Source organism: Staphylococcus sp. Y174-1 (genome assembly GCF_049897865.1).
Classification (GTDB): domain Bacteria; phylum Bacillota; class Bacilli; order Staphylococcales; family Staphylococcaceae; genus Staphylococcus; species Staphylococcus saprophyticus.
Genome location: NZ_JAFCXB010000001.1, coordinates 1,113,425 through 1,134,762 on the forward strand (window position 1 = coordinate 1,113,425; position 21,338 = coordinate 1,134,762).

Annotated in this window: 20 protein-coding genes and 1 pseudogene; 7 read left to right on the forward strand and 14 right to left on the reverse strand. The window is 33.6% G+C overall.

Annotated features, from left to right (window positions below):
- Nucleotides 1-132 precede the first annotated feature (132 nt).
- The 7 genes from ACP7BT_RS05590 to norA all read right to left on the reverse strand — a co-directional run bounded on the left by ACP7BT_RS05590 (nt 133) and on the right by norA (nt 8,128).
- Nucleotides 133-2,076: a PTS fructose transporter subunit IIABC gene (locus ACP7BT_RS05590; RefSeq protein ID WP_041079726.1), complete on the reverse strand. Its 1,944-nt coding sequence runs from the start codon at nt 2,074-2,076 to the stop codon at nt 133-135.
- A gap of 1 nt (nt 2,077) precedes the next feature.
- Nucleotides 2,078-3,001 carry a 1-phosphofructokinase gene (gene pfkB / locus ACP7BT_RS05595; protein WP_041079727.1) on the reverse strand — a complete coding sequence of 308 codons (924 nt, stop codon included), beginning with the start codon at nt 2,999-3,001 and terminating at the stop codon, nt 2,078-2,080.
- On the reverse strand, nt 2,998-3,756 hold the full coding sequence (locus ACP7BT_RS05600) for a DeoR/GlpR family DNA-binding transcription regulator (protein ID WP_002483961.1): 759 nt from the start codon (nt 3,754-3,756) through the stop codon (nt 2,998-3,000). The genes pfkB and ACP7BT_RS05600 overlap by 4 nt, the downstream gene beginning before the upstream one ends.
- A 349-nt stretch (nt 3,757-4,105) precedes the next feature.
- Complete coding sequence (gene ybaK, locus ACP7BT_RS05605; RefSeq protein ID WP_002483962.1) at nt 4,106-4,585, reverse strand: Cys-tRNA(Pro) deacylase; 480 nt, start codon at nt 4,583-4,585, stop codon at nt 4,106-4,108.
- Between the two features lie 81 nt (nt 4,586-4,666).
- Nucleotides 4,667-5,536: a UTP--glucose-1-phosphate uridylyltransferase GalU gene (galU, locus tag ACP7BT_RS05610; RefSeq protein ID WP_011303674.1), complete on the reverse strand. Its 870-nt coding sequence runs from the start codon at nt 5,534-5,536 to the stop codon at nt 4,667-4,669.
- Nucleotides 5,537-5,905: 369 nt separating this feature from the next.
- Nucleotides 5,906-6,646: a hypothetical protein gene (locus tag ACP7BT_RS05615; protein WP_075340013.1), complete on the reverse strand. Its 741-nt coding sequence runs from the start codon at nt 6,644-6,646 to the stop codon at nt 5,906-5,908.
- Nucleotides 6,647-6,967: 321 nt separating this feature from the next.
- Complete coding sequence (gene norA, locus ACP7BT_RS05620; RefSeq protein ID WP_011303676.1) at nt 6,968-8,128, reverse strand: multidrug efflux MFS transporter NorA; 1,161 nt, start codon at nt 8,126-8,128, stop codon at nt 6,968-6,970.
- A gap of 197 nt (nt 8,129-8,325) precedes the next feature.
- Here norA and ACP7BT_RS05625 point away from each other — a divergent pair, with 197 nt between their 5' ends.
- From ACP7BT_RS05625 to ACP7BT_RS05635, 3 genes and pseudogenes are all read left to right on the forward strand, one after another.
- On the forward strand, nt 8,326-8,745 hold the full coding sequence (locus ACP7BT_RS05625; protein WP_129303475.1) for a PPC domain-containing DNA-binding protein: 420 nt from the start codon (nt 8,326-8,328) through the stop codon (nt 8,743-8,745).
- Between the two features lie 639 nt (nt 8,746-9,384).
- Nucleotides 9,385-10,001 (forward strand): annotated as a pseudogene (locus tag ACP7BT_RS05630) (DUF1361 domain-containing protein).
- Nucleotides 9,998-10,273, forward strand: a complete 276-nt coding sequence (locus ACP7BT_RS05635) for a hypothetical protein (protein WP_011303679.1) — start codon at nt 9,998-10,000, stop codon at nt 10,271-10,273. Before ACP7BT_RS05630 ends, ACP7BT_RS05635 begins: the two are co-directional and overlap by 4 nt.
- Nucleotides 10,274-10,593: 320 nt before the next feature.
- Here the strand turns inward: ACP7BT_RS05635 and mdh are convergent, their stop codons facing one another.
- From mdh to ACP7BT_RS05660, 5 genes are all read right to left on the reverse strand, one after another.
- Complete coding sequence (mdh, locus tag ACP7BT_RS05640; RefSeq protein ID WP_002483968.1) at nt 10,594-11,532, reverse strand: malate dehydrogenase; 939 nt, start codon at nt 11,530-11,532, stop codon at nt 10,594-10,596.
- Nucleotides 11,533-11,631: 99 nt separating this feature from the next.
- Nucleotides 11,632-12,243 (reverse strand): DedA family protein, encoded by a 612-nt coding sequence (locus ACP7BT_RS05645; RefSeq protein ID WP_115353066.1) that lies wholly within the window; start codon nt 12,241-12,243, stop codon nt 11,632-11,634.
- Between the two features lie 52 nt (nt 12,244-12,295).
- Nucleotides 12,296-12,598: a hypothetical protein gene (locus ACP7BT_RS05650; RefSeq protein WP_037538982.1), complete on the reverse strand. Its 303-nt coding sequence runs from the start codon at nt 12,596-12,598 to the stop codon at nt 12,296-12,298.
- A gap of 25 nt (nt 12,599-12,623) precedes the next feature.
- Complete coding sequence (locus ACP7BT_RS05655; RefSeq protein WP_115353067.1) at nt 12,624-13,532, reverse strand: aldo/keto reductase; 909 nt, start codon at nt 13,530-13,532, stop codon at nt 12,624-12,626.
- A 33-nt stretch (nt 13,533-13,565) separates the two neighbouring features.
- Entirely contained in the window at nt 13,566-14,492 is a 927-nt protein-coding gene (locus ACP7BT_RS05660; RefSeq protein WP_115353068.1) for a CobW family GTP-binding protein, read from the reverse strand.
- 225 nt (nt 14,493-14,717) lie between these two features.
- On the opposite strand from ACP7BT_RS05660, the gene ACP7BT_RS05665 reads away from it, so the two are divergent.
- Nucleotides 14,718-15,161, forward strand: coding sequence for a MarR family winged helix-turn-helix transcriptional regulator (locus ACP7BT_RS05665; protein ID WP_011303683.1), 444 nt, complete (start codon nt 14,718-14,720; stop codon nt 15,159-15,161).
- Nucleotides 15,162-15,369: 208 nt separating this feature from the next.
- On the opposite strand, the gene cydC is transcribed toward ACP7BT_RS05665, so the two are convergent.
- Together cydC and ACP7BT_RS05675 are read right to left on the reverse strand one after the other, a co-directional pair.
- Nucleotides 15,370-17,049 carry a thiol reductant ABC exporter subunit CydC gene (gene cydC / locus ACP7BT_RS05670; RefSeq protein WP_002483973.1) on the reverse strand — a complete coding sequence of 560 codons (1,680 nt, stop codon included), beginning with the start codon at nt 17,047-17,049 and terminating at the stop codon, nt 15,370-15,372.
- Nucleotides 17,046-18,677: an ABC transporter ATP-binding protein/permease gene (locus ACP7BT_RS05675; protein ID WP_069821742.1), complete on the reverse strand. Its 1,632-nt coding sequence runs from the start codon at nt 18,675-18,677 to the stop codon at nt 17,046-17,048. The genes cydC and ACP7BT_RS05675 overlap by 4 nt, the downstream gene beginning before the upstream one ends.
- Before the next feature lie 279 nt (nt 18,678-18,956).
- Between ACP7BT_RS05675 and ACP7BT_RS05680 the strand changes: the two genes are divergently transcribed.
- From ACP7BT_RS05680 to ACP7BT_RS05690, 3 genes are all read left to right on the forward strand, one after another.
- Nucleotides 18,957-19,832, forward strand: a complete 876-nt coding sequence (locus tag ACP7BT_RS05680) for an undecaprenyl-diphosphate phosphatase (RefSeq protein ID WP_002483975.1) — start codon at nt 18,957-18,959, stop codon at nt 19,830-19,832.
- A 334-nt stretch (nt 19,833-20,166) separates the two neighbouring features.
- The gene (locus ACP7BT_RS05685) at nt 20,167-20,868 is read left to right on the forward strand and encodes a hypothetical protein (protein ID WP_037538991.1); all 702 of its coding nucleotides are present in this window, start codon (nt 20,167-20,169) and stop codon (nt 20,866-20,868) included.
- Between the two features lie 4 nt (nt 20,869-20,872).
- Nucleotides 20,873-21,337, forward strand: coding sequence for a YaiI/YqxD family protein (locus ACP7BT_RS05690; protein ID WP_115338651.1), 465 nt, complete (start codon nt 20,873-20,875; stop codon nt 21,335-21,337).
- Nucleotide 21,338 lies beyond the last annotated feature (1 nt).

Here is a 21,338-nt window from a genome sequence, read left to right on the forward strand (position 1 = left end):
CAAATCAAGTGTCAATATTATATTCAAAAGTTTTTAATCCTAAAATTCATAAAACAAAAAAAGCCAGAAATCGCACTCATGACATGAGACGTTTCTGACTTTTTTAATCTAAGCTATTACGATAAATCTACTTTACTCATTCATAGCTTCTGAAGATTGTATTTCATCTTGCGTTAATTTTGGTTTTAATAAACCATAAATGATTGCTGCCACGATAGCGCCAACAATTATTGCGATAAGTGATTGCAACACATGACTAAAGTCCGTACCTAAGATGACGATAATCCCACCATGTGGTGCTTGAATTGAAGAGCCTAGTCCTAATGCAATGGCACCGGCTACACCTGAGCCAACCATCATTGATGGGATAACTCTAAGTGGGTCAGCGGCTGCAAACGGAATGGCACCCTCTGTAATAAAGGACAAGCCCATAACATAGTTTGGTACAATAGAACCTTTTTGTTCTTTGGTGAATTTTTTACGGAAGATTAACATCGCTGTTGCAATAGCAAGTGGTGGCACCATACCACCAATCATTGCTGCCGTGATAGGTGCTGCATTTCCTTCTGTTAATGCAGCTACTGAGAACACATAGGCCGCTTTATTAAACGGTCCTCCCATATCAATTGCCATCATTGCACCGACGACTAATCCGAGTAACATAATATTCGTGCCAGATAAACTTTGTAAACCATTCAATAATGTATTATTCAACCAAGAAGCAGGCGGATTAATCACATAAATCATAAGCAAACCAGTAATAGACACAGACAATACTGGGAATATTAACGTTGGCTTCAATCCTTCTAATGATTGTGGCATACCACTTGTTAATTTCTTAATACCTAATGTTAAGTAACCTGCTAAGAAACCTGCAATGATACCACCGATAAATCCAGAATCTCCTGTACTAGCAAGCAAACCACCTACAAGTCCTGCTGCAAAACCTGGTTTATCCGCAATACTACGTGCAATGTAACCAGCAAGAATAGGAATAATAAACATGAATGCGCTCTTGTTACCTATATTCCACAATTGCTCAGCAAAGGCATTGTATTCAGAACTCTTTGGATCAAATGAATTTGCGCCAAATAAGAAAGCAATCGCCATTAAGATACCACCAGCAATAACAAGTGGTAACATATTAGAAACACCATTCATCAAGTGTTTATATATTGTCTTACCTACACCTTGTTTTTCATTACTTGCAGCGCCTTTATTTACCGTATTACCACCTTTAGCTACAAATGGTTTACGCGAAGTATCTTGCGCTAAATGAATTAATTCTTCTGGACGTTTAATCCCATCTGCTACAGGTACTTCCACGACATTTTTACCATCAAAACGATCTGTTTCTACATGTACATCCGCTGCTACGATGACACCTGTTGCGTTTTGGATATCCTCGTCAGTCAGGTGATTCTTAATACCACCTGAGCCATTTGTTTCTACTTTTATTTTAACGTTCATTTTTTCAGCTTGTTTTTTCAAAGCATCACGTGCCATATACGTATGTGCGATACCGGTTGGACACGCTGTTACAGCTAAAATGTATGGCTCGTTTGAATCCGTAGTTGAAGCAGGCGTGCCTTGTGCTTCTGCGGCTTCTTCTTCCGTTGCTTCATCATCAGCTTTATCGATAATGTTAAGGACTTCTTCTGGTGACTCCGCATGTAATAATGATGCTCTGACATTTTCATCCATCAGAATTCCAGATAATTTAGCTAAAGCATCTAAATGGGTTTGAGCACCGCCTTCAGGTGCTGCAATCATAAAGAATAAATGTGCTGGTTGCATATCTAAACTTTGATAATCCACACCTGTTTTAGACTTACCAAATGCGATTGCAGGTGTATTAACTGCAGCTACTTTAGCATGTGGAATCGCTATACCTTCACCAATACCTGTTGTACTTTGGGATTCACGATTATGAATCGCTTCTTTAAAACTTGTTAAATCATTCAATTTACCTGCCTGATTCAGCTGATTGACTAATTCATCGATAACACCATTTTTGTCTGAAGCTGATAAATCCATAGCAATTGTATCTTTTGTTAATAACTCAGTAATTCTCATATTACTCCCTCCCACCTAATGTCGTAATAACGACTTGCTTTTTAATATCTTCAATCGCAGTTGCTGTAGCCAAATCCTCGTTAAATGCTGTAGCGGTTCCAGCAGACACTGCTTGTTTAAATGCTTCTTTAATTGGCAATCCAGCCTCAAGACCGGCAACCATACCAGCAACCGTACTATCTCCTGATCCTACTGTATTAACTACGTGACCGTTAGGCACAATGGCTTTAAAGCTCTGTTGTGCATCGACATAAACTGCGCCTTCACCGCCTAACGAGATAATGACCGATTGCGCACCCCTTGTTAATATTTCAGTCGCATACTTGATTACATCTTGATCAGTCTCAATCGTAGTATTAAACATCACTTCTAACTCGTCTTTATTCGGTTTAATAAATAAAGGATGATACCCCAATACCGATTCAACTAAATCTTTTTCTGCATCAACCACTAGTTTGGCTCCCGTTGCATTAGTGATTTGAGCAATTTGTTCATATGCATCATTCGGTACACTTTTCGGAATGCTCCCAGCAACTATAACCGTATCCTCTTTTGTGGTTTTTTTAATTTGTGTTAACAATGTTTCGAACTGTTCATCTGTTATTTGCGGTCCAGGTGCATTAATTTCTGTTTCTTTCCCAGTTTTTAATTTAACATTAATTCTTGTATCTTCATTAACTTGTACAAAGTTCGTAACTATATCTGATTTAGCTAATGTTTCTGCGATAAATTGACCAGGAAAACCACCCGCAAATCCAAGTGCCGTTGATGATACATCAAGTGTTTTAAGCACTCTTGATACATTAATGCCTTTACCGCCTGCAAATTTATATGTTTCCGTGGCGCGATTTAATCCATTAAGTTCAAAATCATTTGCGAACATAATGTAGTCAATAGAAGGATTAAAAGTTACCGTATAAATCATAATGTGCCTCCAATAAAATTATATTGACCAGCAAACAGATGAAATTGTTTAAGTGATTGTGCCTTTTTGGAAGTAATGATTGAAATCCCTTCTTCTAAAGGTACATGTGCAAAATAAACTTTTTCGTATTTATCGTGGTCTATCAATACATAAACTTGTGTGCCTAATTGCATGGCATGATGCTTTATAATTGCTTCTTGTTCATCTGGTGTCGTCAAACCATATTTCAAATCAATACCATTCATTCCTAAAAACACTTTATCAAATCGATAACGACGCAATGTTTCTAAAGCGCTCGCACCAACGGTTGCAAATGTGGTAGATTTGACTTCCCCACCTATAATCAGTGTTCTGATGCCATGTTTTAATAGTTCTTCAACATGTGTTAGGCCGTTTGTAACAACAATAATGTCACTCGCTTTGATATAAGGAATCATTTCCAATGTTGTTGAACCGGCATCTAAAAACACACAATCTCGATTTTCAATTTGACTTGCTGCCAGCCTACCAATTTCTTGTTTCTCCCTTAAATTGGTACTTCTTTTATCCGCCAAGTTAGGTTCTAATGCAGATGATTGATTTAGCGTTGCACCTCCATGTACTCTTTTGAGTTTCCCGAATTTCTGCAATTTTGATAAATCACGCCGAATTGTTGAAGCACTATAACCTGTGCGTTCAATTAATTCTTGTAACGTTAAAAAATCTTGTTTTGACAATTCAGTCAAAATTAGTTCATGGCGTTTTTCCGTTATCATCGCTTCACCTCATCTCAATGTCATTATAATGTTTACGCTTTCTTTTTTCAATCATTTTTCGTCAAAAACAATCAAAAACAGTCATATACAACCTTAAAAGTTCTATTAATTGTCATTTTTAGTTATTTGTAAATAAAGCGCTACGTTAAATTTTATCATCACAAACTTAATCTTTTATCGTTTGTATAATATGAACAAACACGTTATTTATTCATCTAAAATCTAATACTCGTTTGTAGTTCATCATGTGGTTGCAAATTGAGTTATCTTAAATACTTATATACAAAAAAATGACAGACAGCAATCTATATAATCAGATTCCTGTCTGCCGCTTTGTTATTACATGCTTTTATTTATGTATGACTTCGACAATCTTTGCCTTCGTCACATTAATTAAGTCTCTAACATCTATTTTAATCTGTGTGCCCCGTTCACCACCACTTACATAAAGGGTATCGATGTCCATTGCTTGTTGATCTATTATCGTTGGAAATGCGCGTTTCATACCAATAGGTGAGCAACCACCCCTGATATATCCAGTAATTTTTTTCAAATCATCAAGTGGCATTAAATGCAGTTTCTTCTCTCCCACCGCGTGCGCTGCCGCTTTCATATCTAAAGATTCGCGAACTGGAATAACAAACACAAAATGAGCGTGATTTGTATTCTCAAGTACAAGAGTTTTATATACAAGACCGGGATCCACGCCTACCTTTTCAGCTACACTTTCACCATCCATATGTATTTCTGAAACTTCATAAGTATTAACTTCATACGGTATTTTACTTCGGTCAAGCATTCTCATTGCATTGGTTTTCTTTTGCTTCATTATCAATCACTCCATATGACTTTTAAAAAGACGTCATTACATTAAACTTTTTAGCTAATACTTTTTTAAATTCATCGTCATTTAATTTAGCTTCAGTTTTTTTATAAACTCAACTAACTCATCATGCATTGATTCATCTTTTAAAGCGTACTCTATCGTCGTTTTTACAAAACCTAATTTTTCACCAACATCATAACGGTCACCCTCAAAATCATATGCATAGACTTGATCTGCTCTGTTCAAGCGTTCTATGGCATCAGTGAGTTGAATTTCTCCGCCTGCACCCTCGCCTTGCGTAGCTAAGTAATCAAAAATATCAGGCGTTAGAACATAACGCCCCATAATAGCTAAATTAGAAGGCGCAGTGCCTTGTTTTGGTTTTTCTACAAATTCATTCACTTCATATTTTCTACCAAACTTTTGTAGTGGATCAATAATACCATAACGATGTGTTTGTGCTTCATCCACCTCTTGAACACCGATGACAGATTTCCCCGTTTCTTCATAAGCTTCAATCAGTTGCTTAATAGCTGGATTATCTGATTCAACGATGTCATCACCTAATAAGACAGCAAATGGTTCATCACCAATAAATTGTCTTGCCGAATATATTGCATGACCTAGTCCTTTTTGTTCTTTTTGTCGAACATAAAAAATGTTTGCAAGTTCTGTAGAATATTTAACTTTTTCTAATAAATCTGTTTTACCTTTTTCCTGAAGAATCATTTCTAATTCCTTTTGATTATCAAAATGATCTTCAATAGCACGTTTGTGTTTACCTGTCACTATAATAATATCTTCGATGCCTGCTCGTGCCGCTTCTTCTACTATGTATTGAATCGTAGGTTTATCTAAAATAGGCAACATCTCTTTGGGCATCGCTTTCGTAGCTGGTAAAAAACGTGTACCCAATCCAGCAGCTGGTATGATTGCTTTCTTTATTTTTCTCAAAACGCTCATCCTTTTCCTATTAATATTTATGACTACTACAGAAAATAAACTATTCAATTTATTTTTTATTCATTACTATCATCATAACATTGATATGAGTGTCTTTATACTGATTTCCCTAATATAGAAGGAAGTGAGACAGAAAACAAATTTTTTAATTGAGAATTCGTAGTCCTACTTATGTAAACAAGACAAGGGTGACTAGGGTAATGGTTTACTTGAGCTAAAGCACATGCATAAGAACTACTAATTTTCATAAATTAAATAAGTAGTTCTTTAAAGAAGTAGGACTTTACATTTTCAATTCAGTCATCTACTGCCTAAATGAAAAAAGCCTGAGACATCTATATTTGTCCCAGACTTCTATATCTAATTTAATGAAGGTTGCTGTATAACATCCCCGGATTTACTAACAACAACTTTATAATCTCTTTGTGTTTTATATTCATGAAAAGTATAGTACATGCCGTCCTTAGATTCTTTAACCTTTTTCAAAACGACATTTTCTCCTAGCTTATCTACAGCATGCTTTTGTGCAATCACTTCAGATTCTTGAGGAGAGATACTCGAATGTAACGGTGATTGATTGTCATTCACTACATACGATTTATCAAATATACTCGCTTGATTGTCTTCACTTACAGTTACTCTGTAATACGTATTTGGTTTTGCTTCATTTTTAAATGTAAAAATATAATAATATACACCTTGGCAAGTGCTATCGATACCATAATCGTTATATGGATTAGATTTATGATTGTCATGATTCACAAGCGTCTGTGCTTTATTTAGTGCTTTAGAAAATTGCGGTAAGTTCGCTTGTCCCGTTTCGTTCTCTTTTAAATCGTGCGTCGTTAATTTGGCAATAGGTTGGTAGTTTGTTGCATTATATGGCGCTTCATTTTTTTCTTCTTTCATCGCTGCCTTAATTGAATTCTTATCTTTTTGTTTTGCTTTGTCCTTAGCTACAGCATTTTGTTCTCCAACTGAAATACTAGAAATCGTTTCATGTACTTTTGCAAGCGCTTGTTGGTTTGTAGCTATAAAAAGAAGAAAACCTAAACAGCAAGCAAGAAGGAACGCCATAATCGTTAACATTAAATTTTTCAAGTTCATCCCCTTACTTACATTTATTACATTTCTTATCATGTTAGCACAGATTATTCTATAAACACTTAAATAGAACACAATTTAAAACAAATGTAATCTTTGTTACATGAATATTACGTAAGTCTAGCTTATTTAATACAAGTGTCATATTCGTTTTCAGTTTTTAGTATTAGCCTTATGACATAAACACTTAAATGATTTATTTCTGAAAACAGTCATTCACTATCCCCTTTTTACATAAATAAACCCTTCACAGTTTCCACTTTTTAACGTCAACTCTGAAGGGTACATCTGCATATTCAACTTGTTCTTGTTTAAAATTTAAATATTACTGAAGCGTGATCTAATCATTTTTTCTATAAATATAACGAACATACCTAATACCATTACTAATACTGACATATATAAGGGAAATTCGAAATTGATATCATATAATGTGCCTGCTACAAGAGGCCCGATAAAGTTGCCCATACTGGTAAATGTAGAATTCAGCCCACCTGCGAAACCTTGTCGATTTCCAGCAATATTAGAAAAATAGTTTGTAATCGCTGGTCGGATCATATCGAATCCGATAAACACGATGAAACTAATAATCATAATTGACCAATAGCTATGAACAAATGTCAGTGCCAATAAAATGATAGCAGAATAAAGTAATGCATAAGTGATAAATGTTAACTCTTTGAAATGTTTCATGAATTTATCAAAGAAAAACACTTGGAATATTGCGCCGGCTATCCCACCACCAGTAATCGCGAATGAAATATCTAATGGTGAATAGTGTGCTTTATCTGCTGTGTATAATGGGAATAGCGTTTCAAAAGCAGATAGGCCAAACGCGAGTACAAGCGTCAAGATAATCGGTGTCAGAAATACTTTCCAATTAATTTTTGATAGTAATTCTGGTTGATATTGAGTGAAACCATCTTGCGTACTGTTCTTTGGATTTTTGATTAATGCAATCGATAAGATTAATGCCACACATCCACTAAAACCAGCCACATAAAACGGTAATCTATGTGAAAATTCTGCTAGAAATCCACCCATCCCTGGTCCTAAAATGAATCCCGAATTAATAATTGCTGACATATAGCCGAAATTTTTCGCTTTATCTCTACCTACAGAAATATCAGCAATCATTCCTGTTACCCCCGGCATAACCATACCAGCACTAAATCCACCTAGTATTCTAGAAACGATTAAAAGTGAGAACGTATGACTTGCAGCGAATAAGAATTCTGAAATAGCAAAAAGACCCAAACCTATACAAATAATCAGTTTTTTACCTAATTTATCTGCCAGCGTACCACCAAATGGTGAAATGATCATTTGTGCTAAAGCAAAGACAGCAACGAGTATACCTAAGTCACTACCTTTTAAGCCTAAGTCTTTCAAATAAACCGGTAATACCGGAACAACTAAACCAATACCTAAAAAGACAAGAAAAATATTAAAATATAATATAATAAATTGCTTATTCACGTTTCTCACTCCATTCTTTTTTAATATATAAATTGCTGGCTATTTATAACATTGATAAAACCTTAATATTACAACATTCTATAACAGTTCTATAGCAAATGACAATAAAAAATATTTACTATAAACACTATTATACAAACTCTTAATAAGAACTTGTATAATAGTGTTGTAATCCATTTTCAGAACGGAGGTTTCTTATGATTTATCAAGTAGACGGCAAAACGATTGTTTTAGTATTGGAACAGGGTGAAGATATTGTAGAAGCTGTAACAGATATTGCTAGAGAACAAAATGGTAAGTTTGGCACAGTCAGTGGTATTGGCGCTTGTTCAAGCGCAGAGCTCAACTTTTATAATCTAGAAACACAAACATATAAGAAGAAATTAATTGATGAACCATTAGAATTAATCGGTTTAATGGGCAACATTTCTCATATTGATGAACAGCCCTTTGCACATTTACACGCAACATTTGGAACCAATCAATATGAAACACTTAGTGGTCATTTAACAAAAGCCGTTGTATCTGCAACTGCTGAAATTATCATTACAATGACTAACCTAGACATCAATCGTAAACACAATGAAACCATTGGTTTGAATCTGTTAGATTTATAAATAAAATGTGTTTACCTTTATTTTTAAATCATTCACTAACTATGCAACCCAATAAGAATGTAAGTGCTATACGCAACTATTCATTATGCTTAATTTGAGTCTGAGACATAAATAGCTGTCTCAGACTCTTTTATCCATTAAGGAGTAGTTGTCTGAACTACACGTATTTTCTGTATTTCCATTTATTTTACATAAATTCACTTAAAAGTGTAAATTCAGAAAATACGCAATATGCTCCTCTATTGACTTAGATCTTGTTAATATTAAAATTTACTTTACTTTTATAATATATAATATGATGATTTGGGATATGATTTAAACATGATTTAGCATTTAACCGTTACTGCTTTAATCCAACCGTGTCATAAGTTGCTATGTTATGGTGTTTAATTAATTTATATGAATTCATTCTCCAACTATTTAATTATACATTTTATCTTTATGAATCCAACTTGTACTTTTCGTTGAATTTTATTTTCAAAAAATGTATCATGTAGTCTTGTATTTCAACAAATTGAACTAACACCTCTCTTAAGTTATGCGATTTAAGGTAGAGATATATTTATTATTGTATATAATAAGCATTTAAACTAATACATTCATCAGCAACGACATACTAAAAAGAAAGTAGGTGTATTGATGTCGGCTCGATATATTGCTAGAACTGTGTTCTTTATTCTAATCATTATTTCAATTTTTTTAATCATTATTTTCCGTTTATGACATTAAATTTATTTCTAGCATATGTGCCATTTGAACTATGCTTACTCTTGAATTTATTTAAACCTATTTATAAATACGAATGGCCGCTCTTTATTATATTTGCACTTATTTTTGTATTTATGGTTCCTAATACATTATATATGGTTACAGACTTAATCCATTTAAATCAATTTAGATTTAATTTTTATCAGGGTTTATTAATCACTGAATGGGCCTATTTCGCATTTTTAGTTGCAGCCGTATTACTCGCACTGTATCTATTAATTTTAATGTTTTTAGAAATTGAGCAATTTACACACCGTATGTGGTTAAATCGACTCATCATCGTAGCAATGATGTTCCTTAATGGACTCGGTATTTACATCGGTCGCTTCTTGCGTTTACATTCCGTTTATCTTATTAATGAACCACTCCGTATTTTTAATGAAGTTGCGGCAAGCCTGAAATTTGATACTTTGTGCTTCATTTTATTACTTGTAGCATTGCAAATTATCATATATGCATTTGCGAAAGGAGTGCGTAGTGCAAAATGACTTTCAATATTATTATTTTAATTATTATACTCATTTTATTGCAGCTAATCATTGGTCATCTATTACATGATGTAGGATTCTCATATACGCACAGCATTATCTTGATGTGCCTTCCCTTAGGAATCGGTTTGTTTTACCTACAATTATTTTATTACGAGCGTCGCTTCCCTAAGTGGAATATACCCATCCATGTTAAGATCAGACTAAAATACATGTATATACTCACTTTCTTCGAATATGTTGCGCTATACATTTGTATCTTTAGAATGTAATCATTTATCGTTTACATAGTAAACAGTTAATGAATTGTATCATCAGTTCTAATATTACATGTGCTAAGGATTAAGTATACGTGTCTGAGATATAAATAGATATTTCGCCTACTTTTAGGTGCTAGTTAAAAATACTGATATAAAAAAGCTCCCGTCTAAGTTTTCATTTTTCAATGTCAACTTTAACGGGAGTTATTTATATGACTTAGATAATAAATCTTATTCTCAATAAAAGACTCAATTGATGCTGTAAAATACTACATTTACTACTACTTAACTGCTGTCTAAATACTTCTATTTTAAAGTATCTCATCTATTTATCATTGATTTTTCAAAGCTTGTTTCACTTCTTCTACAGAGTCTGCAGAGATGCGCAATTGTGCCTGTTCATTGTCTGAAAGTGCTAGTTCAACAATATTTTCGATACCTTTTTCACTTAAAACAGTTGGTACACCTAAACAGATATCAGAGAATCCATATTCTCCTTCTAACAATGCGATACTTGGTAATAAACGATGTTGATCCTTTAGAATTGCTTCAATCATTTCAAAAACTGCAGACGCAGGGGCATAATATGCAGAACCATTGCCAAGCAAAGCAACAATTTCAGCGCCACCCTTTCTTGTACGTTCTACAATTTGCTCTATTTGCGTTTGATTCAACAATTGATGTAAAGGGACACCATTGACATTGGTTGAATTTACTAAAGGTACCATTGTATCACCGTGGCCGCCTAATACAAGCCCTCTAATATCTTTTATTGACACATTTAAAGCTTCTGCAATAAAGGATTGATATCGTGCAGTATCTAATACACCAGACTGTCCAATCACGCGTTCTTTCGGAAAACCTGACGCTTTTAACACAGAATAGGTCATCGCATCTACTGGATTAGTAAGTACGATAATTTTGCAATCCGGTGAATACTTTACAATTTCCTTCGTAACATCGAACATCACTTTTTCATTAATTTGTACTAAGTCATCTCTACTCATACCTGGTTTACGAGGACTTCCTGCAGTTATCACAACAATATCTGAATCGGCTGTATCAGCGTAATTCACGGAACCCGTCACTTTCGCATCAAAACCATATACCGGACTGCTTTCGAATATATCTAGCGCCTTACCCTTCACTTGTCCTTCGTTATCTGGTCGATCAATGAGCACTACATCAGCTAACTCATGCTGCGCAACAATAAATGCTAATGTAGCGCCTGTGTTACCAGCACCTATTATGGAAATTTTCTTTTTGGTCATAAAAACATCCCCTTAATCAAGCAATTTATATCTCAATTAAATTATAACACGCATTCATTTTAAACAATGATTGCAATTCATAAACTTAAGTTATCATCTTTACTTATGTTTGCGTTGGCGCTTAAACCATTTCCATATAATGAAAATGGCGAGGATAATCAGTACAATATATATAATGCGAGAATAAATATCCATATAGTACACAATTGCATGCCAATTACCGCCGACTGCTTGACCTAAATAAATTAAAACAATATTCCATATTAATGTTCCTATCGTTGTAAATAGCATAAATAATGGTAGATTCATTCTTGTTAAACCAGCAGGTATAGAGATTAAACTTCTCAACAAAGGCACGAAACGACAGAAGAAAATAGTCCAATAACCATATTTATCAAACCACTGTATTGTTCTATCAATATCCTTCGTTTTTACACGAAGAAACTTTCCATATCGATTAACAAAACGATATAAATTACGTTCACCAATCCAAGCTCCTATTCCGTATAAGACGATTGCACCGACAACTGAACCAATTGTAGACGTAATGCTCACACCAATAAAACTTAAATCAGATTTAGTAGTCATAAAACCACCAAAAGTTAAAATAATTTCAGACGGTATAGGCGGAAAGACATTTTCTAGAAAAATTAAAAAAGCAATACCCCAATAACCATATTGTTCCATAAAGTGTGTAATCCACTGTTCCATGCATTACCTCCTCGTTATAATCACGCTTGCTCTATAAGTCATTTACTCGTGACTAGTTAAAAAAATGGTTAGTCAAACCATATAAATAAAATGTAAGTCCAAATAATACTAAGGAAAGTATAGTTAATATTAATGATAAAATCATTATCCGTTTAAAATGATGAATAAAAACAACGAATAAAATCGCAGCATTATAAAGGAAAAACAAACCAAATAAAGTTACCATCACAGTAATGTCAGGAAAAACGATGTTCAATATAGCAATAATCAAAGCAAATCCTAAAAATGGAAAAGTAATAAAGCGTTTTTGAAACTTGAGTTCTTTTCTATGGTGTTGTTCGTTCTGAGTATTCATTATTTACACTCCTTTTAAAATTAAATTAAGGGATATCGTGGCCTAATGAAGCCGTATAAATATCAAACCATTCTTGGTCTGTTAATGTTACCTCAAGTCCAGCGATTGCGTCATCAATCCGTTCTATCTTATGCGTACCCAACACTGGCATGATTGCGGCAGGATGTTTATCTAACCAAGCCATGATGATGCCATTCGTTGTCACATTATATTTCTGTGCTAATGGTGAAACAATTGCCATAATTCTTGCAGCCTTTTCATCAGCTAGATCAAAGAGCTTGCCACCAGCCATAGGGCTCCATGACATAATTTTAACATCATCTTTATACATATGATTAATGACACCATTGTCAATTGCATCTAATGTGTACGGTGACACTTCTAATTGATTTATTGTAATGTGTAATTTGTCACACACAAGGCATTTACTTAACAAATCATATTGCGGTTTATTAAAATTCGAGACACCAAACGATCTCACTTTCCCCTCGCTTACTAAAGCCTTTAAAGCTTCTGTTACTTCATGGGGATCCATCAACGGTGATGGTCGATGGATAAGCAAACTATCTAAATAATCAACATTTAATTGTTGTAATGAACGGTCTACCGCTTTTTGAATATGTGTTTTACTATGATCATATCTGTGTCCCTGAATGTCTTGTTCAGGGCTTGATGGTAGTACGATACCACATTTCGTCACAATCTCAATTTCATCTCGTAATTGAGGTGATAATTTTAAAGCCTCACCAAAAATACCTTCGCATGTATAATTACCGTAAATATCGGCATGGTCCATCGTTGTGACCCCGCGCTCTACTAACTCATTTAAATAACGATTCAATTGTTGTGGTGTCCACTGCCAATCTTGTGCTCTCCAAAACCCTTGTATCACTTTTGAAAACGAGACATACTGATTTATTTTTACTTTATCCATTTAAAAACCAACACCTTTTATTTTATTAGATAATTAAGTGAACTGTAACATGTCTAATTTGTTGTGTATTTGATTTTCATCAATCTGTTCACCAATCATCACAATCGTTAATGGCATTTCATCATCAATAATTTGATAATCTGGGAGACCAAATGCATATTGAAATTCATAAGTTTCATGAGGCATATCACGAAATTTAACATATCCCTTTAATCTTAGAACATTATCTGGGAGCCGTAAAATAAATTGATAAAATAATTGACGATCAATCGGCCCAGAAAAATGGTATTGTACACTATTTATACCATGATGATGCATATGGCTTTCTTTAGTTGGCAATGATGTATTTGTAATCGTATCAAAAGGATCCATGTGCATATCTGCATAAGTTGTATAAAATTTGGGCGCTTCTGAATTAATTTTATCAATAGCTTTAAGATCATCATACGCATCACTTTTTAATAAATCCATTTTATTGACTACAATTGCATGACTTACTTCTAATTGTTCTTCCATCAATTGTGTTGTACTATGGGTATATTGGGTTCTGGTCAAAAATCTTGGTGCGTCTAATAATCCTATTACCATAGGTGTTTGGACATTAGCGACAATTTCAGGATCTTGGCATGCCGCAATAATTTCTATCGGATGTGCAATACCCGTCGCCTCAATTATAATATGGTGCATTGCACTTTTGTTAAGAAAATGTTTTAATTGTTTTATTAAATCTTGTTGCAAGTCACAACAGACGCAACCATTTAATACCGATGCGACTTCAACATCGTCGCTTAATGCAGCGCTATCTACATCTAAATTGCCGTATTCATTTACGATGATACTTGGGTTTTCATTTTTTCTTAATAAATATTTCACATAATTGCTAAGGAAAGTTGTTTTCCCACTACCTAAAAAACCTGTTACAATTGTAATAGGCGTGTTAGGTTGTTTAATATTTTTCATAAAATCACTCATTTCTTAAACACAAATGTTTGTGTAAAATTTAATTTATACATATAATTAAATTTTACTTGATAAAATATTAGATATCTTCTAAACTTTATACACACTTTATTTTAGCATGGCACAGTGCAAAAGTATGATGGAAGAAGTGTCAAACACAACGCAAGACGGATTCAGGTCCGATACAGAGAGAACAAAACGGATAGAATGTCTGGAGGAGAACTTATGTCTGAACCACTTAATTTAAAGGAACAACTTTGCTTTAGTTTGTATAATGCTCAAAGACAAGTAAATCGCTACTACTCAAATAATGTCTTTAAGAAATACAAACTGACTTACCCACAATTTTTAGTATTAACAATTTTATGGGCTGATTCACCTGTCAATGTAAAGAAAGTCGTAACAGAATTAGCATTAGATACAGGTACTGTATCTCCATTACTCAAGAGAATGGAACAAGTTGATTTAATCAAACGTGAACGTTCTGAAGTAGATCAACGTGAAGTGTTTATTCATTTAACTGACAAGAGTGAAGCAATTCGTCCAGAATTAGACACGGCTTGTCAAGATGTTGCTGTTGCATCATCATTAAGCCCAGATGAATCTCAAGAGTTAAATCGATTACTTTCAAAAGTAATCAATGCCTTCACTGAAGAAAAATCTAAATAATTTTTCACAACAAAAGTTTAGGTACTAGCTATTAAAAATTATTCCTTTAATATACTTGATTTATAAAGCGAGCTCAAACACTTATGTGTTTGAGCTCGTTTTTTCATAATAAATCATAACTCATATTCAACAGCTCTATCTACCGCGGTTTAAATGAATAACTAAAGATTTATTATTTATTTTAGATGTCTTGGTTTCCACGTTTATTTTAATCAGCATTAATGGCTACCATTTGGTGTAAATAACCATTCGTTTTATTCAATAGCGCCTGATAACTGCCATCTTCTAAAATAACGCCATCTTGCATAACTATAATTCTATCAAAATGTGGCAATAGTCTTAAATCATGTGTTGCCACTATCAAGGTTTGCACAGTTTGATGAATTGCTTCCATCACTTTATCGGTATGATATATATCCAATGCCGTTGTCGGCTCATCTAATATCCAAATAGGCGCATGTTTTAAAAACAACCTTGCTATTGCCAATCTTTGAACCTCTCCACCAGATAATGTTTGACCTGAAAGTGTAATCATTCTATCCAAATCAATATGCGCTAATCCCAAGTCATCAAGTACTTCTCTCATTTCATTATCACGCTTTTCAGCAAATAAATTCTCACGAACTGTTCCATCAAAAAGTTGTTGTGATTGTAATAAGGCATTTATATGACCATATTTTTCCTTATCCTTAATTTTCACTATATCTTGTTGGTTAAATAATATGCTCCCTTTTTCACTTTGATACAAACCTAGCATGAGTTGAAGTAATGAGCTTTTCCCTGAACCAGAAGGACCAACGATTGCAACATGTTCACCTTTGTTAATAGTACATTGAATATTGGATAACACATTACTTGATTGATTCCAATATTTAAAATCTACTGCTTGAATATCGAATAACAAATTAGCTTCATTCAAATCTCTTTGCATTTGTTCAGTACCTTGTATCATCGGATGCGCAATCACTTCATTTATATTTTCAATTGCTTCATCTGTATCACCTTTATAGTAAGCCACATTACTCATCGGAATGGCTTGTTCAAACAACGTTAACATCATGAGCACGATACTCGTTAAATAAACGACGTCTAATTGGTGATTTTGCACTTGGACAACACCCAAATATAAGGTAAAAAACAGTGCAACCATTGAGACAATATTTAAACTATACTCATACAGCGATAAAAATCGTTGCTCTTTCGCTTGTGCGTCTTCATATTGATCTAATTGATCTAACAATGCTGTTTTATAATATGTTGTTCTATCAAAACGAACGAGTTCTTCGTAACCTTCTTTATAATCGTAAAAATGATTTAAAAAGCCACTTTGTACTTGATTGACTTGTTTTTTTAGTTGTCGCGCTTTTTTAGCACTCAACCAAGGTATAACTAATAAAGTTGCAATCATACTCACACAGATAATAATTGCATGTACATATGAAAAATAAATCATTGTTAAAACAGTTATCGTTGCTGTAATGCCAATAACTACTGGAGGATAATACACTCTCAGATAAATATTTTGTAGTGCTTCCACCCTACCAATCATACGCGCAATCAAATCGCTAGAATTAAATTTACGATATACATCGGGTATGACGGGTAATAATTTCTTGAAAAACTGAACTCTCACATTTCTCAACATCGTAAATGTCGCTCTGTGAGATAAAAGTCTTTCGATATAACGTGCAATCGCTCTTAGAAATCCAAACATTTTAACAGATACAATCAGGATCATTAAAGCGAATAAAGGCGCACCTAATGCACTTTGTGTAATCATGTACCCGCTTAAGAAGAACATACCCAACGCTACCAAACTACCAACGACACCAACTAGTATTGATAAAATCAAATCTTTGTCTATTTTAAATTGAATATGTGGTTTCATGTTGCATCACCACCTTGAGATGAATTTTTCATTGTCGTTTGCTCAACAGATGTTGCATAACCATTTTCTATTAATATGCGTTTATCTGCTTTGTTAATCGTATGTGATCTATGGGCAATCGTAATAATGGTCGCACTTTCAAATTCATGTGCAATCACATCTTGAATGGTTTGTTCTGTTTTCACATCTAAGCCGGTAGCGGGCTCATCAAAGATGATGAGCTCTGGTTGTGTCATTAATACTCTTGAGAGTTCTATACGTCTCATTTGCCCTCCTGAGAGCATTTCTCCACCTTCACCTATCCATGTATCTAAACCATCCGCTAAGCTCAGTACTTTTTCTTTCAGTCCTACATCATCTAATACCTTTAATATTCTAGCATCATCAACGTCTTGGAACATCGTAATGTTATCACGTATAGAAGCATTAAAAATATAAGGTGATTGGCTCAAAAAGCCAATACTTAAAGATGGATCCTTAAACGTTACTGAACCGGATTGGGGTTTGTAATTTTGTGTTATCAATTGTGCTAACGTTGATTTACCCGCACCACTTTTACCAACTAGTGCAATTTTCTCGCCTTGATAAATACTTAGATTAATATTTTTCAAAGCATAGGTGTCAGCTGCATCATATTTGAAATCAACCTGCGATAATTGAACAATGGGTGTTTGATACGTATCAATCTGTTTTTGAATCTTATGTTCTGCGGTTCCTTTATCTAAGACATCAAATACGACATCACTTGAACCTTCACTTTGTTTACCGGTATGAAACGATTGTCCAAGATCTTTAATTGAATTATAAAATTCTGGCGCTAAGATAATTGCAATTGCTGCTGTTTTAAAATCAATGTTATGAAATAAAATCAATCCTAAACCTGCTTCTAATGCAACCAAGCCAATACCTAACATACTAATAAATTCAAGCATGAGGCCTGATAAAAATGCACTCTTTAAGATGCGCATTGTCAAATCTCTAAATGTTGTACTTTCTTCATATAATGCCGCTTCAGTCTTATCTGTTCTATTAAAAAGCTTTAATGTAATAAGACCTTTAATTTTATTTAGAAATTGCTGACTAAATTGATTTAAATATGTCATTTTATCTTTAGATTCATCACGTGTTTTCAAGCCAAATATAATATAGAAAATAGGAATAAATGGTGCTGTAACAATCATAATTAATGCAGTATTTAAATGTATAAAACACATTGCCACAATGATCATCAGTGGAATCATCATCGATTTAAATACCTGTGGAAAATAACTGTTAAAGAAAGGAACAATGCCATCTATACTTTCTGTCAATGTGTTTATTTGCGCACCAATTGGTTCTTTTGAGCGTTGTAATATGAGCTGACGTCGCAAATCTCGTTTGACTTTTGAAGCCATACGATTACCTATCATTTGGTTCACTGTATTAAGTGTCGCACGTGCAATTAAAATCACCAATGTTATAAATAATAAAGCCAATACATCTTGATTGGTTTTTAATAACATGATATTTAAAATTTCAGCAATAGAAATATTTTGAACTACTACGGTTATGGCTAATAATGTACTAATAATAAACATCCATATAGGATATACTTTAAATTTTAAAGCTAAATTTGTTAATCTTTTCACAAAATATCACCTGCCACATATTATAAACACATTATATGAAATTTAAATGATTTCGCTCATTATCAAGTAACATTTTTTATGTTAATTTCATATTTCTGACATAAATTTAAAATTGATTTTTTATTACTCTGACAAAGCTACTAAAATATATATATTTTATATTATCTCATTCTTTGGTCTCATATTACGGTTTTAAGTAGCGTATTATATTTTTATTGTGCTATTATTGTTAGATGAAAATGCATAAAATTTAATAAGTACTATGAAAGTAGGTAAATTATGTTAATACTTGAATTAATTAAAGGTATTATTCTAGGTATCGTTGAAGGATTAACGGAATTTGCACCCGTTTCTTCTACTGGCCATATGATACTTGTCGATGACATGTGGCTAAAATCTAGTGAATTTTTAGGTTCACAATCCGCTTTTACATTTAAAATTGTAATCCAACTCGGTTCTGTGTTCGCAGGTGCTTGGGTATTCCGTGAACGTTATTTCGAAATGTTACATATTGGCAAATACAGACATGAACCCATTGACGGTATTGGCCAAAAACCAAAACGTTTAAACTTATTGCATATTATCGTTGGTATGATACCTGCTGGTGTCTTAGGATTACTCTTCGATGATGTCATCCAAGAATATCTTTTCAGTGTGCCTACTGTAATGATAGGACTATTTATCGGTGCTATATATATGATTATTGCTGATATTTACAGCAAAAAAGTTACCAATCCACGAAACGTGGACCAAATCAATTATTTCCAAGCATTTGTCATTGGTTTATCGCAAGCCATAGCTATGTGGCCAGGTTTTAGTAGATCAGGATCTACGATTTCCACTGGTGTCTTAATGAAAATGAATCATAAATCAGCATCTGACTTTACATTTATCATGGCAGTGCCAGTAATGCTTGCTGCAAGTGGTTTATCTTTAGTTAAAAATATGGAATATATCCACATGAGTGATATTGGCTTTTATGTTTTAGGTTTCTTAGCCGCATTTATTGTTGGTCTAATTGCCATTAAAACTTTCTTATACTTAATTAGTAAAATCAAACTGATTCCATTCGCTATTTATAGAATTGTCTTAGTAATCATTATCGCTATTCTTTATTTTGGCTTTGGTATTGGTCAAGGTATCACTGGTGAATAATTTAATAAAAAACAGGTAACTCCCCGATCAACGGGGTTTATCACAAACTGTCGACAAAGTCTCCGATTTTGTTGGCAGTTTTTTTGTGTATGGTTTTCGCAGACAGTATCTTAGCGTGTAGGTTTCGGCTAGTGTTGCTTTCCCAGGTATCGATCTAAATCACTGCCAATAATATATAGAAAATAATATAATATATAAATTGGGCAGTCGTAGTGTTTGTTATGTTGAATAAAACAACAGATAATAAATCCTATGTATACGCTATATTTACCGTTTATTTTCATGTAATATAGGGTATGGTGAAGATAGTATAAATTAAATGGAGGCAACGAGTATGGACAAAAAGCAATTAATTAAAACAATTATCACAGTAGCGCCTGTGTTTCTAGTACCGCTAATCGTCGAACGTAAACGCATCAAAGATCATCCAGATGTTAAAAAAGCTAGCGATGCGACAGTTAGCGCTTCTAAAACAGTTGCAGATAAATCTGTACATTTGAAAGATAATGTAGTTGAAAAATCTTCTAATGCGAAAGCATATGTTGTAGATAAAAAACACAACATGGATCAAAAGCGCGAACTTAAACGCATTGCAAAAGAAAATGATCCTGCTTATATCGAGAAAAAAGGCGAAAAATTAGAAAAAGAAAATCGCAAAGAAGCAGATAAAATGAACAAAATTCTGCAAAAAAATATCGATAAACGTCATAAAGAAGAAGAGAAAGCACGTCAAGAAAATGAAAAACAACGTATCAAAGATATGAAAAAATCTAACAAGCACATGGAAAAAGTTGGATTAACACCAGGTAAACTTGATGACGAAACTGAGAAAAAAGGCGAAAAGCTTGAAAAAGATAATCGTAAAGATGTAAATAAATTAAACAAATTGTTACAAAAAAACATCGACAAACGTCATAAAGAAGAAGAGAAAGTGCAAGAAAAAAATAAAAAAGCACGTTTATCTGAATTCAAAAAATATAAAGACTATGTGGCAAAAAGCGTTGTAAAACAAAACAACGAAGATAAAGGCAAATAAGCAAATGACACAAGTCATTATAGATGGAGATGCTTGTCCTGTAACCAATTCAATTATTGAATTGACGAAAGGGACAGGCATTTTTGTTACCGTCGTCCGTAGCTTTAGCCACTTCTCTACCGTCATTCAACCTGAACATGTCAATATTATTTATGTTGATGATGGGCCTGATGCTGTCGATTATAGAATAGTAAAACTGGTTCACTCTGATGATCTTGTTGTAACACAAGATTATGGACTCGCTAGTTTATTATTAAACAAAGCTAAAATTGTTATGCATCACAAAGGATTTATATATAATCAAGAAAATATCAATACGCTACTCGAACAACGACATGCAAGTGCACAGTTTAGAAAAAGTGGTGGTCGAACAAAAGGGCCGGCTACTTTTACAGAAGAAGATGTATCAAAATTCGAGTCTATATTTTCAAATTTAATTCATAAATATTTTTTAGAAACGGAGGATTAAT

Bases quoted from the DNA above. Each gene is read 5' to 3' on its own strand.
- ybaK (WP_002483962.1), bottom strand. From the start codon at position 4,585: ATGAAGCAAAAGAAAACCAATGCAATGAGAATGCTTGACCGAAGTAAA.
- ACP7BT_RS05660 (WP_115353068.1), bottom strand. From the start codon at position 14,492: ATGAAAAATATTAAACAACCTAACACGCCTATTACAATTGTAACAGGT.
- pfkB (WP_041079727.1), bottom strand. From the start codon at position 3,001: ATGATTTATACGGTAACTTTTAATCCTTCTATTGACTACATTATGTTC.
- ACP7BT_RS05665 (WP_011303683.1), top strand. From the start codon at position 14,718: ATGTCTGAACCACTTAATTTAAAGGAACAACTTTGCTTTAGTTTGTAT.
- ACP7BT_RS05690 (WP_115338651.1), top strand. From the start codon at position 20,873: ATGACACAAGTCATTATAGATGGAGATGCTTGTCCTGTAACCAATTCA.
- ACP7BT_RS05600 (WP_002483961.1), bottom strand. From the start codon at position 3,756: ATGATAACGGAAAAACGCCATGAACTAATTTTGACTGAATTGTCAAAA.
- ACP7BT_RS05625 (WP_129303475.1), top strand. From the start codon at position 8,326: ATGATTTATCAAGTAGACGGCAAAACGATTGTTTTAGTATTGGAACAG.
- ACP7BT_RS05685 (WP_037538991.1), top strand. From the start codon at position 20,167: ATGGACAAAAAGCAATTAATTAAAACAATTATCACAGTAGCGCCTGTG.
- ACP7BT_RS05645 (WP_115353066.1), bottom strand. From the start codon at position 12,243: ATGGAACAGTGGATTACACACTTTATGGAACAATATGGTTATTGGGGT.
- ACP7BT_RS05655 (WP_115353067.1), bottom strand. From the start codon at position 13,532: ATGGATAAAGTAAAAATAAATCAGTATGTCTCGTTTTCAAAAGTGATA.
- mdh (WP_002483968.1), bottom strand. From the start codon at position 11,532: ATGACCAAAAAGAAAATTTCCATAATAGGTGCTGGTAACACAGGCGCT.
- ACP7BT_RS05650 (WP_037538982.1), bottom strand. From the start codon at position 12,598: ATGAATACTCAGAACGAACAACACCATAGAAAAGAACTCAAGTTTCAA.
- ACP7BT_RS05590 (WP_041079726.1), bottom strand. From the start codon at position 2,076: ATGAGAATTACTGAGTTATTAACAAAAGATACAATTGCTATGGATTTA.
- ACP7BT_RS05635 (WP_011303679.1), top strand. From the start codon at position 9,998: ATGACTTTCAATATTATTATTTTAATTATTATACTCATTTTATTGCAG.
- cydC (WP_002483973.1), bottom strand. From the start codon at position 17,049: ATGAAACCACATATTCAATTTAAAATAGACAAAGATTTGATTTTATCA.
- ACP7BT_RS05680 (WP_002483975.1), top strand. From the start codon at position 18,957: ATGTTAATACTTGAATTAATTAAAGGTATTATTCTAGGTATCGTTGAA.